The following is a 13,025-nucleotide window of genomic DNA, read 5'->3' as shown; positions in this document are numbered from 1 at the left end:
TGTAGGGCGTTTAGATTTTGGTGCTGAATTTACGGAAAAAATTTAAGTGGCAGAAGCTGGTGAGGATTGGAGATTGTTGATTTAAAACGAAGACCTGGACGAAGACCTGGACGAAGACTTTGACGAAGACGATAGGAGAATTTCGTCGCATTGAGTAAAATCGAAATGTATCCAAGCCACTTCTCGATAAGGTCATTTCGATACATCCCGACGAAAACTGTCGGTACACCCGCCTGCCAAAGGCATAGACATCACAGGCTACGACCCGCATTATTTCCCGGTCTATCCCGAGAAAACATTCGATACGATTCTCTGCCATTATGTGCTGAACGTCCTGCAGGCCCAGGAGCAGGCCCGGGTGTTGTATCAGGTCTCAAAACTTTTAAAGTTTGGCGGCAAGGCCTACTTCAGCGTCAGGCGGGATATCACAAAACCCGGTTTTAGAACGCACTTTATCCATAAGGTACAGACGTACCAAACCAATGTCATTTTACCGTTTAAAAGTCTGTTTAAAAATGATACTGTTGAAATTTATGAGTACCAGCATTACTGCTATCTAAACCAAAACCAAGCGGAAGTGAGTCCGTTTTTTGAACGCCTGGAACCCAAGCAGCAGGTGGGTGAACTGGCCAGCTGTTTTGCCTTTCGGGACAAGTTTCCCGTTTCTGAAGGTCACACCTTGGTCATTCCCAAAAGAAAAGTCTCTGATTATTTTGACCTCAGCTTTAAGGAGCAGTCCGCCTGCTGGTTTTTGGTGAACCTGATTAAAGCGGACTTACAGCACGAATTCAATCCCGATGGCTTTAACATTGGCATCAACATCGGCGACGCAGGCGGTCAGACCATTCCACATATTCATATCCACATCATCTCTCGGTATACAGGCGATGTGGAACATCCGCGTGGTGGGGTAAGAGGCATGATTCCCGGGAAGAAGGGGTATTGATTGACTGTCTCTGCTAAGAAACGCAGGTCTTACTTAAGCCTAGGGATTGCAATAATCGCAGTACATGGGGTCTTCGAAGGTTTTTCCGTGGGGATGCCTCACTTCCTTGGTATACTCGCAGTCCTGGCAGGTATAGCTATGGCTGAGAGTGGATTTGGTGGGCGAGCCGCAGAGTTTACAGGCTAAACCGGGTTTCACTGCGGTGATGCCAAAGCCGGGCGTTTCGCAGCTGGGGCAGCAGGAGTTTATCTTGTCAGCCAGCTTTTGGGCTGCGGCCTGTATGACCTGCATCCGGGTGGGGTTGTACATCGCCCGCATATCGGTTTCGGCGTAGACAGTATCGGTGGTCTTAAGTAGAGCATGAAACGCTTCTTCCAGACGGGCGGTGTCGGTGATGCCTTTAACCAGCTGAGCGGTATCGGTTTTGGAGGCACGCAGAATCACGGCATGCGAAGGGAACTTCACCCGCTCACAGAAGTCGGTGAGCTCCTGCAGGCTGCGGACCTCCTGTCCGTTGAAGTTGGTTTCCATACTCAGCTCCCGGACGATAATCTCCAGCTTGTTTTTTTGATCTATAAACATCAGAAACTCATCATCGGCATTCACGAAAAACAGCGAGGGATGCGCTCCAAAAGAGCCTTCACTGGCCACGCCCAGGTCACAGTTGCTCTGCGCCATGGCCATCAGGCATTTTTGCCTGGCGTTGGCCACCGGGTCCAGCTCCCGCTCTACTTCGCCGGTAAAGGTACCCAGGCTGTCGGTGTCGAAGTCCTCATTAACGATACACTTCACCCCCAAAGCGGCTTCCAGAATGGGCGCAATGACTTTTTCCTTGCCGTGTTTGGTGGCGATGAGAAGTTTTCTGTTTTTAAATACGGGCTTGGGCATGCTACAGGATTATGAGGAGGTGGCGCGTTCCAGCCTGTCGTTGATGGATTTCCCCAGCCCCTCCTCCGGGAACCTCTGGGCGATAATAATGTCCAGCCCCAGACTGTCCAGCTTGTGCAGGGCGCTGTATAAGTTAGACGCCGCTTCTTTGAGGTCTCCGGCCGGCGATAACACCTGAACCCTTTCCTCTTCCAGGCCTTTTACGTACTCAGAAAAACTGATAGCGCCTATCCTGGCATAGTCGGTGTTTTGTATAAAGCTGTCGATATCCTCCACCAGGAGGGTTTTGGTTTGCGGGGCGTAATGCTTTGCCAGCATGCCCGGCGCCTCGGGAGCGTGTTCCTTTTTGTTCCGGATGCTGAGCGGACCTGCCACCTGCTCGATCTCCTCCACCGCGATGGAACCGAGTCGGTACAGCACGGGCTCCCCGTCTTCAAAACCGATGATGGTGGATTCAATGCCTGCCTGACAGTCGCCGCCTTCCAGCACCAGCTTGAGGCGGTCCTTAAAATAGGCTTCCACATGTTTGGAAGACGTTGGACTGATCCGGTTGAAGGGATTCGCACTGGGGGCCGCCAGCGGGAAATCCAGATGCCGCAGCAGCTCCAGAGTCACAGGATGTCGGGGAATTCTTACCGCCACACTGTCTTTGCCTCCGGTGATCAGATCGGGGACGCTGGGTTTTTTCTTGAGAATCAGGGTCAGCGGACCCGGCCAGAAGGCATCAGCCAGCAGTCGGGCTTTTTCGGGAAATTCACTCACCAGCGCCTCCAGCTGATCGACAGCATGCACATGAACTATTAAGGGATTGAATAAGGGCCTTTGCTTGACGTCAAAAATCTTTCGGATGGCTTTTTCACTGTAAATATTTCCTGCCAGTCCGTAGACGGTCTCTGTAGGAATAGCTACCACCTCCTCCTGGTTCAAGAGGGCGATGGCTTTGTGGATGTCGCTGGAGATTATGCTCATAGAAGTTACTTCGATTTAGACCCGAAGGCGATGGGCAGCCCGTAGGCCTGTTCGTGAAAGGTCCCCGAATCGTAGATGAGATTCCCGTTGACAAAGGTATGGGTCACCTGAGTCTGAAAGAGAGTGCCTTCCAGCGGCGACCAGCCGCATTTGTAGAGAATATTGTCTTTAGCTACCGTCCAGGGGCTGTCTAGGTCGACCAGAACCAGGTCGGCATAATAGCCCTCGCGGATATAGCCGCGATGGGTCATGTCGTAGAGAATCGCCGGGTTATGGCACATCTTCTCCACGAGTTTCTCTAGGGAAATCAGTCCCTGTTTATAAAACTCCAGCATGCAGTTCAGCGAATGCTGCACCATGGGAGCTCCCGACATGGATTTGAAATAGGTCTGTTGCTTTTCCTCCAGAGTATGCGGTGCGTGATCGGTGGTGATCAGGTCAATTTTATCCTCCAGCAAACTTTTTAAAAGGCCTTTTCGGTCTGCTTCGGTCTTGATGGCGGGGTTCCATTTGATGCGCATGCCCAGACGCTCGTAATCCCGGTCCGAAAACCACAGGTGATGCACCGAGACTTCGGTGGTGATGTTTTTTTCCTGCAGGGGAATATCATTCCGAAAGAGGTGGGTCTCGGCTTCGGTCGTCAGGTGAAGAATATGCAGCCTGGCTTTGTGCTTTTCAGCGATGGCGATGGCGCGCTCAGTAGCTTCGAAACAGCCGCGTTCGCTGCGGATGAGCGGGTGAAACTTAGCCGGGAGATCTTCCCCGTATTTTTCTCTAAAGGCCTCTTCGTTGGCCTCCACGATTTCTTCTTTTTCGGAGTGAATGGCGATGATGGACTTGCAGTTGGCAAACAGCTTCTCCATTTTTTCAGGGCTATCGGCCAGCAGGTTTCCTTTTTTAGTAAAGTACAGGCCATCGTCCGACACGCCAATCAGCTGACTGGTATCCATCGCGAGGACCTCATCGATATTATCGCCGTTCACCCCCAGGAAAAAGGAGTAGTTGGCCAGGGATTTCCCGGCTGCGATGTCAAACTTTTCCTGCAGACGTTCCAGGCTTAAGGTATTGGGGACGGTGTTGGGCATGTCTATAAAGGAGGTGACTCCTCCGACCACAGCCGCTTTGCTTTCGGTGTATAAATCGGCTTTGTGCGTCAGTCCCGGATCTCTGAAATGCACCTGCGCATCTATAATCCCCGGCAGTAAGACCTTACCCGTGGCATCTATGACCCGGACTTCGCCCTCAGGCTCCAGGGTTCCGATCTTTTGTATGCGTCCGTTTGAAATCCGCACATCGCCAACGACAGAGCGCCCCTCGTTGATGATGCTAGCGTTTTTAATTAAAATATCCTGATTCATGTGTTTAAAGCTTGAATGGGTGTGAATTTAAGCAGCGGCCCACGGCACCGCTAACAGCGGATAAAAATATGCTTTTTATCTAAAACCTAAAATTTCCACTGACTTCATTTGGGGTGTGGGAGTGAAGATTTTTGATTGGAGATTAGGGATTGCTGATTTAAGATCTAAAACCAAAACCAAGACGATGATAAAAACTATTGGACTCTGAACGTGCTGGGGGCTGACCTGTCCGCCAAAGACATTCAGGCAAAAGCAAAGACCATGTGGACCTCTGGTGACTAAGAGATTCGAAGGTAGGAGAATCGTATCGGAGCCACTAACACCATCATTCCCCTGTTTCTACTGCCTCCAGCGCAAGCAATCTCTTTTGAATTTGTTCCAAAACCTTTCGATGAGAATAGTCCGTACAATGGCCTTTCATGGGAGAAAAGACAATTTCAGCGTTGGATTCAGGAGCAGAGGTTTCATTTAAATAAGCTTCAAACAACCGCATCGCGTTATTGAGGTAGAAATTATCCATATCGCCCATCCAGATGTAAATCTTATCCTGTATTTTAGGACCCAGACTCGACCAGTTATCCCGGGTATATTTCAGTAAGTCGTAATGCTTCCAATGGGCTGCAACAGTGCTGTCTATAACTCCGGTCTCATGGTCAAAAAGGGGTTTTGGCAAACCATCTTCACCTTTTGGGCTGTACAGCGCATTCCATCCGCCCCACTGGCCACCTGAAGTCGTGTAGGTATTGGAATAGCCCTGGACATTTTCGTCGGTGATTTCCTGTTTAATGGAAAACCTGGGATTTCCATAGACATCTCTCATGCTTGGAATTAGGTAATCTGCAGCGTTATAGAATGCATTGTCATCCTCATAAATATTCACCAGTTGCATATGCCGAAAACTTACAGGATCCGGGCTGTAGGACCAGCACCCGTTAAAATGTTCCGGATAGAACAATTGCAGGGCCAGGGAAACCCATCCGCCTGTAGAGCAGCCATCTAAAAACCGGGTGTTAGCCGAACCTGTTATTCGGAATTCCTTTTCAAGACGAGGAATCAATTCGGAGATCAAAGCTTCTCCATAAGGGCCGCTGTTTTGAGAATCCAGCTGATAAGGATCGCCAAAGGGCCCTTCCCCATCTAAAAACACCGTAATGATTTGTGGCGCCTCAGGACCTGTCCACCAGTCCATAAATTCAGAATCCTCTGCTAACGCATTGACTCGGGTGTACCGCGATCCGTAGCCTCCGATATTATAACGTACAGGGTAGTTTTGATCTGGATTCATGGTGTATCCCGAGGGCAACAATACAGAGGCTTTTAAGGAAACGGATTTATTCCACCAGTTGGAAAGCACTTCACTTTCGAAGGTAAAAAACTTCACTAAGTCATGACTGACAAGGCTGCGTTCAGGGATGATTTCAGTTAAGGCGATGTCCACGTGTTGGTTGCCTTCCAGCTGAATAAATACAGGTCTGCTGTATAGATTATGTGGCGTATTGCTTCGCGATTCGTCATTTTGCTTCCAAAGCACCTGAACGAAATACTCCCCTTCAGGTACAGCGCTAAAGTCCCAGTCTGCGGTGGTGATCAATTCATCATGTCCCTCCAGATTGAGCACCTGACTGCTGTCCCATCCCTGAATGTTTTTAGCAAATTTATATCCATCACCAAAAACGGAAGAAAATCTGGGCTCAGGCTCTTCAGCTTCAGAAACGTAGATAAACAAGCGACCCTCAGGCTGGAAAACGGATTTCACTTCTTCGGAAACGGTTATCGCAAAGCTCATTTCGGAGGTTGGATGTTGAGCAGAAACTGCAGCTCCTAAAAGGAGCAGAAAGGATAGAACCAGGCTTTTCATAGTATTGATTTTAAACCAGATAAAAATAGGTATAAAAGTTTTAATGGCATTCCTCTATTTTTTTGATGCTTTAAGCCGAGTTCTCGATGCGCTGGTGGCTGGGTCAGGCCGAAGTATGGGAAAACGGGAGTGGAGATTTTTGATTGGGGATTGTGTATTTTTGATAAAAACGTAGACGAAGACGATGATAAAAACTATTGGACTCTGAACGTGCTGGGAGCTGAGCCTGTCCGAATGCCTAGCAGGTGGGTGTCCCGACAGATATCGTAGATATATCGAAGCCAAGTCGTGGCTCCTGGTTCATGTTTCCTGACTCCTGCTTCTTCTGCTCACCCTTCACCTTTCACCTTTAACCCTTGAACCTTGACAAAGGCTGATCACTCAGGCTAAAGCATTATGCTCTGACTTTTAAAAAAATAATGTTGAATTTAGTACTTTGCAGGGTCTAAGCCCTTTGAGCTTATCTATTAAACCTCAACTTATGAAAACACCTTTCTTTTTTCTGTCTTTACTGCTGTGCCTGAGTGCCTGTAAACAAAACAGCGTTCAGGATGCATCCGAGGAAGTAAAAACAAATCCTTTAGTAACACAACCCCGGTCTCTTAAGCAATTTGGCATAAGCGATACGAATCAGCCTAAGGGTCTGAACACAGGGGATAAAGCCCCAGAGCTCCTAATGACTACCTCTGCGGGAGAGCAGATGAGCCTGGCTTCACTTTATAAAGACCAGCCTTTGGTCATTATCTTTTACAGAGGCTACTGGTGTCCGTCCTGTAGTCGGTATTTATCTAAATTTTCGGAACGGAGTGATGAGCTTAAAGCAACAGGGGCCAGGCTTCTGGCCGTAACACCGGAAACTTATGAAAACATAGAAACCACAAAAAATGAAACGGGTTTGAATGTTACGGTGGTGTCCGATACGGACGGGTCTGTCATGAAGGCTTTTGATGTGCTTTTTGAAGTCACTGAGGAATATCAGGAGATGATCCAAACAAATCTAAACGCCTCAATAAGCGAAACAAATACAAGCCAAAAGGCCATCTTACCCGTACCGGCTACCTATATCCTCAATACCCAGGGTGAAATTATCTATAAACATTTCAATCCGGATTACAATCAGCGAGCCTCTGTAGATGATATTTTGAAAAATTTGCCTAAAAAATGAAAATTCGTAGTCGTTAATCTTTGGAAATTACCCGATTTATCTCTTAAATCGGTCCAGTATCAAGCTCCCCCCATCGGATGTAAATCCAGCAGAACCAGTCATTTTGATTTTAATTTAAAAATAAATGTAAATTAAACTTTACATTTCAAATTATTGATATATTTTTGTAAAGTCTTATTTACATAATGTATAATCTTAATTACTTTTCAAAATGGAAAATAGTAGAAAAAAAATTTTAAACTTAGCGGGATGGACCTGGTCCTGGGTTGCTACACTGGCGCTTGCCACCTTTGGTCCCATTTTTATCTGGGACGACCACCAAATGCTCACTATCCTCTTTGTGGGATTGAACTTTGTCAATGGCATTGCCATGATTATTGCCAACCGCAACTGGTTTAATAGTTTGGATGAGCTACAGCGTAAGATTCAACTTGAGGCTTTGGGGATTACCTTGGGCCTAACCGTTATCATCGGGATCACCTATTCGCTACTCGATACGACCAACTTGATTGCTGCCGATGCGGAAATCGGTTTTCTGGTCGGGATCATTGGGATAACCTACATGGTCAGTTTGCTCATCATCAGAAAACGCTACACATGAAAAACAAACTCAAGGTTTTACGTGCGCAGAATGACCTTACCCAGGAACAGCTGGCCAAAGCAGTAGAGGTCTCCCGACAAACCATCAATGCCATAGAAAAAGAAAAATTTGACCCAAGTTTGATGTTAGCTATTAAACTGGCCCGCTTTTTTAAAACGGATATTGAGGAGATTTTTATTTACGAAGCCTCGTCCTAAAAAGCAATGCAGGTCAAAATATTATCAACAGGCTTCTTCCCACCTGTACTGAACAAAGTTGAAGTAAGGGGAGATGGGAGTGGTGAGAGGGTAGTCGTGAGTGGTGAATTTTGATTGCTGATTTTTGATAAAAAATCTAGATCAAGACTAAGACGATATTAAAAACGGTTGGACTCTGAAACTACTGGGCTGAGTCTGCCTTCCTAGTTAACGCAGGCAGGCTCAATGACCAACTCCAACACTGGTGGCTGAGTGGTTTCACGCTAGTGAAATTGTATCGAAGCCACCGGAAATGTCATGTCGACAGGCTCTGATGATCGGGATCCCTGGAGAAACTTATTGTAACAATCCTTCACATCCACCGTCTAACCAAAAACCAATCCTATGAAATTCAGTTTTAGCCTTGTTCTGCTCCTAAGCATTTTTAGTATTCAACTGCAGGCACAAAGCCTTCGGGGGCGTGTGGTGGACGCCGGCAATCAGGAAGGCATTCCCTTTGTCACCGTGCAGCTTGGCGAAAATTACGGGGTAATTTCCAATGCGGAAGGCTATTTTGTACTTCAGCTTAAAACCACCAATACGGACTCCCCGATCATTTTTTCATCCATGGGCTTTGAAAGGCTTGAGATTCCGTTGAAGGATTTTGAAGACGAGCAGGTGATCCGTTTGAAGCCTGCAACCTATGCACTGGACGAAGTTTTATTATTTGACAAGCAGTTAACGGCTGAAGATATCCTTGAAAAGTTCATAGCCAAGGCGGAAGAAAATCATCAGCTCAGTAATGCCAGAGTCCAGGTGTTTTTAAGGTCAAATAATGATTACAAAGCCGAAACCTTTGCAATCGATGTAGAAAAAGCTTCTTTTCTGAACAGATCCGAACGTCAGAAAATGAATGAGAATATAAGGAACCTGGGGAAAAAGATTACTCAAACCTCATCGACGTCCTATCGTGAACGTCTGACCGATATTTATGCCTTTGAAGATACCTTAATCAATCATTACCAAAAGGCGCTCAATTTAATCAATAGGAAGACCACGTTTGATACAGAAGATATCCAAAATCAGGTTTTTCTGGAGCTTCTAAAAAGTCTGGAATCTCCCAATTCCTTTAAAGTCAAATCAGGAATCATTCCTCTGGACAGGGATTTATCGCTTAACGACATGCTTGAAGACCTGGAAGAAGATCAATTGAAACTGCCGGATACTCTTCGCCATAAAAACGCCTGGCGTAGCGAATCTTATAAGAAGCATGCTATACAATTTGAAAATGACTTTTTCACCTCTCCAAAATACTATGCGTATGAATTGGTAGGAGTAACCAAAGCTTACGGCCAGCCTTGCTACCACATTCGATTTACCCCCGACCGCAGGAAAGGGAAATATGTCGGAGATCTGTATATCAACACCAGAGATTTTGGTATGGTGAGTTATACCTATGACCTGGAAGAAGGAAGAAAAGCCATGAGTGTGAATTTGAAATTTGTCCTGGGGATAAAAGCAAACACCTTTGCCGATAGCGGGTTTTTGATTTTTTCTAAAAACAGCGACAATACCTACTATCCAAAATACATCAAACAAACGAACGGGGATTATGCCTATATCAACCGCAGTCTTTCTTTTAAAGAAAACCATCCCAACCGAAGCAAGCGTAAAAAACTGACCTTCGAGTTTGAGATGGAGTTCAATTTAATCGAAACTATAGAATATGTAGGGGTTGAATACCAAAACATCGTTCCGGAACTTAAAAATGATCTGAGTTTTGAAGACTATATCCTTATCGATGAAGTGGAGAAATATGATACCGGCTACTGGAAAGACTACAACATCATAGAAGCTACCGAAGCGATTAAGGATTATAAATAGATACCGGCAAGTTTGTTTCTTAAATCTATGTATCTAAAGTAAAATGACTGTTATCAAGATAACGTTCATATTCTAAACAGTTACTGTTCAGGCTGAAGCATTTCGGGAGTTGCCAGGGTTCGAAAACCCACGTGATCTAAACTCGATTATTCTGCATTTCCCATTCGCGCTGAAATTCTGAAACTTATACAAATCTTGACTTTGTTTAAATGAGTCGTAAATAAGTCGTGTTTCATGTTTCGTGGCTCCCGGTTCTTCTATTCACCCTTCACCCTTGACTTTTGATAATAGCTGCTGTTTATAATCTGAAATCTGATCCTGAAGCGCTTCGGGAAGACTTGGATTTTGAATATCGGTATAGGTTTCCATGCGTTCTTTGATGGTTTTAGCGACCAGTAACCGGGCATGAGGCTTAGAATCTGCCGGAATGATATACCAGGGGGCATGCGCTGTTGACGTTGCGTTAATAGCTTCCTGATAACAGTGCGTATATTCATCCCAAAGTTCACGGTCTTTGAGATCCTCCGGTGAAAATTTCCAATGTTTACTGGGTTTGTTCAGTCGCCTCAGCAGCCTGTTTTTCTGCTCGTCTTTAGAAATATGCAGGAAAAACTTGAAAAGGATGCAGCCATTCTGGTGGATGGTCTTTTCAAAATGATTGATTTGCTCGAGCCTGCTGTTCCAAAAAGCAGGGGTGATATCTTCCAAACTGTTGATATGCGGAATCTTTTCATTCAGAACGATTTCGGGCTTGACTCTAGAAATCAGGACATTTTCATAATGCGACCGGTTAAACACCCCGTATTTGCCTCGAGCGGGTAAGGCTTTGTAATGTCTCCATAAAAAATCATGATTGATCTCCTGCGCTGAAGGCTTTTTAAAACTATGAGAAACGACGCCCCTCACGTTGAAGTCTTTGAAGACTTCACGGATTAAGCTGTCTTTGCCCGAGGTGTCCATGCCCTGGATACAGATCAACACCGAATATTTACCATGGGCATACAGTGTGTTTTGCATCTTGCCAAGGGCTCGTCTTTCCTGCTTAAGCTGTTTTTTTAAGGACGTTTTGCTGGAGTTGTGATTGATTTTTGTGGGAAAATCACTTAAATGTACGGGGCCTTCTACTTTTATAGGTGGTAATTCCATAGAACAGAGTTAAGACATTATACTTGGCTTTTCATAAATAGGAACTAGCAAAATAAGGAAATGAACTCGGGAATACCAGAGTTGGGGCCTAAATCTGGAAAGATTCACGCTTTTAAATTCAGAACAGCCTGAAAAAACACGAAGAAAGCAGCATTGCATTGTATTTAATTTAAGAAAAGTTGAATTTTCATCATAAATTACAATTAAATCAAATTCGATTACGCACCAGACTGCTTAACTTTGCTTCAGGTATACAAAACACGGATTATGAATGAGACATTTGACATAACAGAAGACCTGGCGAATTTTACAAGCGCCGGGACATCTCATTTAACCTTGAATACCTCCAGAGGTCTGGAAGAGGTTGAAATCGAAAATATAACCCAACTGGATTCAGATTATAAAACCTCTGATCTCGGTCAGCTGTATGCAGATTTTCCTGATAATTTTATAAAAATCCAAAAAATAACATTTCGAAATCAGACCTTCTTCAACTGTTACTTCACCACAGAAGAAAGGGTCAGTATTTTGAAGTTTGACAGCGAAGGTGAACTCTTAGGAGAAAAACACCTGTAATTTTTATACCGAAGTCTCTGACTTCAACTCCATTTTAATTTAATTCACATTTACACATTTTCAAGATGAACAACACATTAAAACATTTTTCCTATGCCTTACTGTTAGGTCTTATCACGTACAGCACCCAGGCACAGGAAAGCAGCTTTGGAATAAAAGGCGGACTTAACTTTTCAAACTTTTTTACCGAGAATGTAGATGACGAAAACCTGCGAACCGGTCTCCATGTTAGCCTGTATTCCAGAACGCCGCTGGTAGGCGAAGTGCTCTTCCTGCAAACCGAACTGGGCTATTCTGGGAAAGGAGCCAAACTGGAAGGCAGCAATGGCGAAACCGAACTGGCTCTGGGCTATTTGGAATTGCCAATATTAGCTTCTTTCAGCATTGGCGATTTGCTTTACCTGGAAGCTGGGGCCTATGCCTCGTACTTGCTAAACGCTAATGTTTCCGGGGAAACCCTTGGGGGTTCTTCTTTTTCTGATGACATCAGTACCGACAATTTTAAGGACTTTGATTATGGACTCGCGGTAGGTGCAAACACCCATCTGGCTCCGCTTGTCATAGGCGTACGATATTACTACGGACTGCCAAATATTATAGCAAATGATTTTGCTAGCTTTTCAGGAATCGAAGCCAGAAATTCAACATTTCAGGCCTATGTGGCCTTTGAGTTTTAAGCAATAAAAAGAAAAGCGCAAATCAGATTGATCTTTTTTCTGATAAGCCTAGTCTGTGTAAAAATTCAAAATGATAATTGATAAATTAAGCTATAGGTGGAAAAGCAACAGAAAAAGATTGGCTTAACATTGGCTTAACACTTGTCTCAAGATTGTCTTTTTTGCTTAAATTTACTAATAAATAATAAAATATTGATTTATGAAAAAGTTACTTATTGCAGCGTGTTTTATGCTAGCCTTCGGATTCCAATCTCAGGCGCAATCTATGTCTGAACATGCTCTCGGATTAAGATTTGGCGGAAATAACGGGTACGGTGCAGAAATTTCTTACCAGAACGCATTGGGAGATAACAACCGACTTGAACTCGATTTAGGCTGGAGAAATGGTGATAACTTCGACGCTTTTAAACTGACTGGTTTGTACCACTGGGTTTGGAATATAGAAGGAGGATTCAATTGGTTTGCCGGCTTTGGTGCAGGTTTAGGAAGTGTAAGTAATGACTATGTTGACGGTAATGGAAATCCTTATGATGATAATGAAGTTTTTGTTTTTGGTGCCGGAAACATTGGTATCGAATATAATTTCGACTTTCCTCTGCTTATCGCCTTAGACTTTAGACCTGAAATCGGTTCTGGAGATTACTACAGCGATTTGGATCTTGACATAGCTTTAGCGCTGCGTTACCAGTTCTAAAACTGCTAACTACATAATTATCACAAAGCAAAACTTTGTATAAAGCCTCGAATCCATTTCGAGGCTTTTTTATGTGAAACATTTAAA

Annotated in this window: 14 protein-coding genes; 8 read left to right on the top strand and 6 right to left on the bottom strand. The window is 44.7% G+C overall.

The features are described 5' to 3' along the window. Window positions 1-10 precede the first annotated feature (10 nt). On the bottom strand, window positions 11-319 hold the full coding sequence (locus tag G3567_RS04070; protein ID WP_164004048.1) for a hypothetical protein: 309 nt from the start codon (window positions 317-319) through the stop codon (window positions 11-13). 3 nt (window positions 320-322) lie between these two features. Between G3567_RS04070 and G3567_RS04065 the strand changes: the two genes are divergently transcribed. Further along, complete coding sequence (locus tag G3567_RS04065; protein WP_317164158.1) at window positions 323-946, top strand: HIT family protein; 624 nt, start codon at window positions 323-325, stop codon at window positions 944-946. Window positions 947-985: 39 nt separating this feature from the next. Here G3567_RS04065 and G3567_RS04060 read toward each other — a convergent pair whose 3' ends face one another. From G3567_RS04060 to G3567_RS04045, 4 genes are all read right to left on the bottom strand, one after another. Further along, window positions 986-1,834: a DUF6671 family protein gene (locus G3567_RS04060; protein ID WP_164004047.1), complete on the bottom strand. Its 849-nt coding sequence runs from the start codon at window positions 1,832-1,834 to the stop codon at window positions 986-988. A gap of 9 nt (window positions 1,835-1,843) precedes the next feature. Beyond that, window positions 1,844-2,803: an L-threonylcarbamoyladenylate synthase gene (locus G3567_RS04055; protein ID WP_164004046.1), complete on the bottom strand. Its 960-nt coding sequence runs from the start codon at window positions 2,801-2,803 to the stop codon at window positions 1,844-1,846. A 5-nt stretch (window positions 2,804-2,808) separates the two neighbouring features. Then, complete coding sequence (locus tag G3567_RS04050) at window positions 2,809-4,161, bottom strand: dihydroorotase (RefSeq protein ID WP_164004045.1); 1,353 nt, start codon at window positions 4,159-4,161, stop codon at window positions 2,809-2,811. A gap of 325 nt (window positions 4,162-4,486) precedes the next feature. Beyond that, complete coding sequence (locus G3567_RS04045; RefSeq protein WP_164004044.1) at window positions 4,487-6,019, bottom strand: alpha/beta hydrolase-fold protein; 1,533 nt, start codon at window positions 6,017-6,019, stop codon at window positions 4,487-4,489. Between the two features lie 481 nt (window positions 6,020-6,500). On the opposite strand from G3567_RS04045, the gene G3567_RS04040 reads away from it, so the two are divergent. From G3567_RS04040 to G3567_RS04025, 4 genes are all read left to right on the top strand, one after another. Next, window positions 6,501-7,184 carry a peroxiredoxin-like family protein gene (locus G3567_RS04040; protein ID WP_164004043.1) on the top strand — a complete coding sequence of 228 codons (684 nt, stop codon included), beginning with the start codon at window positions 6,501-6,503 and terminating at the stop codon, window positions 7,182-7,184. 322 nt (window positions 7,185-7,506) lie between these two features. Then, the gene (locus G3567_RS04035; RefSeq protein WP_235923464.1) at window positions 7,507-7,785 is read left to right on the top strand and encodes a hypothetical protein; all 279 of its coding nucleotides are present in this window, start codon (window positions 7,507-7,509) and stop codon (window positions 7,783-7,785) included. Next, complete coding sequence (locus tag G3567_RS04030; protein ID WP_164004041.1) at window positions 7,782-7,982, top strand: helix-turn-helix transcriptional regulator; 201 nt, start codon at window positions 7,782-7,784, stop codon at window positions 7,980-7,982. The genes G3567_RS04035 and G3567_RS04030 overlap by 4 nt, the downstream gene beginning before the upstream one ends. Window positions 7,983-8,366: 384 nt before the next feature. Then, complete coding sequence (locus G3567_RS04025) at window positions 8,367-9,845, top strand: carboxypeptidase-like regulatory domain-containing protein (protein ID WP_164004040.1); 1,479 nt, start codon at window positions 8,367-8,369, stop codon at window positions 9,843-9,845. Between the two features lie 261 nt (window positions 9,846-10,106). On the opposite strand, the gene G3567_RS04020 is transcribed toward G3567_RS04025, so the two are convergent. Continuing rightward, entirely contained in the window at window positions 10,107-10,991 is an 885-nt protein-coding gene (locus tag G3567_RS04020) for a PPK2 family polyphosphate kinase (RefSeq protein ID WP_164004039.1), read from the bottom strand. 267 nt (window positions 10,992-11,258) lie between these two features. On the opposite strand from G3567_RS04020, the gene G3567_RS04015 reads away from it, so the two are divergent. The 3 genes from G3567_RS04015 to G3567_RS04005 all read left to right on the top strand — a co-directional run bounded on the left by G3567_RS04015 (window position 11,259) and on the right by G3567_RS04005 (window position 12,938). Continuing rightward, window positions 11,259-11,567, top strand: a complete 309-nt coding sequence (locus G3567_RS04015) for a hypothetical protein (RefSeq protein ID WP_164004038.1) — start codon at window positions 11,259-11,261, stop codon at window positions 11,565-11,567. Between the two features lie 65 nt (window positions 11,568-11,632). Further along, complete coding sequence (locus G3567_RS04010) at window positions 11,633-12,244, top strand: porin family protein (RefSeq protein ID WP_164004037.1); 612 nt, start codon at window positions 11,633-11,635, stop codon at window positions 12,242-12,244. A gap of 199 nt (window positions 12,245-12,443) precedes the next feature. Continuing rightward, window positions 12,444-12,938, top strand: a complete 495-nt coding sequence (locus G3567_RS04005) for a hypothetical protein (protein WP_164004036.1) — start codon at window positions 12,444-12,446, stop codon at window positions 12,936-12,938. Window positions 12,939-13,025 lie beyond the last annotated feature (87 nt).

The organism is Psychroflexus aurantiacus, from assembly GCF_010820555.1.
Lineage (GTDB): Bacteria > Bacteroidota > Bacteroidia > Flavobacteriales > Flavobacteriaceae > Psychroflexus > Psychroflexus aurantiacus.
Note: the sequence above shows the minus strand (reverse complement) of the source record. Positions and strands in the feature narration are given on the sequence as shown.

Excerpts from the sequence above, each read along its gene's own strand:
- G3567_RS04070 (WP_164004048.1), bottom strand. The coding sequence starts at position 319 with ATGGCAGAGAATCGTATCGAATGTTTTCTCGGGATAGACCGGGAAATA.
- G3567_RS04060 (WP_164004047.1), bottom strand. The coding sequence starts at position 1,834 with ATGCCCAAGCCCGTATTTAAAAACAGAAAACTTCTCATCGCCACCAAA.
- G3567_RS04055 (WP_164004046.1), bottom strand. The coding sequence starts at position 2,803 with ATGAGCATAATCTCCAGCGACATCCACAAAGCCATCGCCCTCTTGAAC.
- G3567_RS04050 (WP_164004045.1), bottom strand. The coding sequence starts at position 4,161 with ATGAATCAGGATATTTTAATTAAAAACGCTAGCATCATCAACGAGGGG.
- G3567_RS04045 (WP_164004044.1), bottom strand. The coding sequence starts at position 6,019 with ATGAAAAGCCTGGTTCTATCCTTTCTGCTCCTTTTAGGAGCTGCAGTT.
- G3567_RS04040 (WP_164004043.1), top strand. The coding sequence starts at position 6,501 with ATGAAAACACCTTTCTTTTTTCTGTCTTTACTGCTGTGCCTGAGTGCC.
- G3567_RS04035 (WP_235923464.1), top strand. The coding sequence starts at position 7,507 with ATGCTCACTATCCTCTTTGTGGGATTGAACTTTGTCAATGGCATTGCC.
- G3567_RS04030 (WP_164004041.1), top strand. The coding sequence starts at position 7,782 with ATGAAAAACAAACTCAAGGTTTTACGTGCGCAGAATGACCTTACCCAG.
- G3567_RS04025 (WP_164004040.1), top strand. The coding sequence starts at position 8,367 with ATGAAATTCAGTTTTAGCCTTGTTCTGCTCCTAAGCATTTTTAGTATT.
- G3567_RS04020 (WP_164004039.1), bottom strand. The coding sequence starts at position 10,991 with ATGGAATTACCACCTATAAAAGTAGAAGGCCCCGTACATTTAAGTGAT.
- G3567_RS04015 (WP_164004038.1), top strand. The coding sequence starts at position 11,259 with ATGAATGAGACATTTGACATAACAGAAGACCTGGCGAATTTTACAAGC.
- G3567_RS04010 (WP_164004037.1), top strand. The coding sequence starts at position 11,633 with ATGAACAACACATTAAAACATTTTTCCTATGCCTTACTGTTAGGTCTT.
- G3567_RS04005 (WP_164004036.1), top strand. The coding sequence starts at position 12,444 with ATGAAAAAGTTACTTATTGCAGCGTGTTTTATGCTAGCCTTCGGATTC.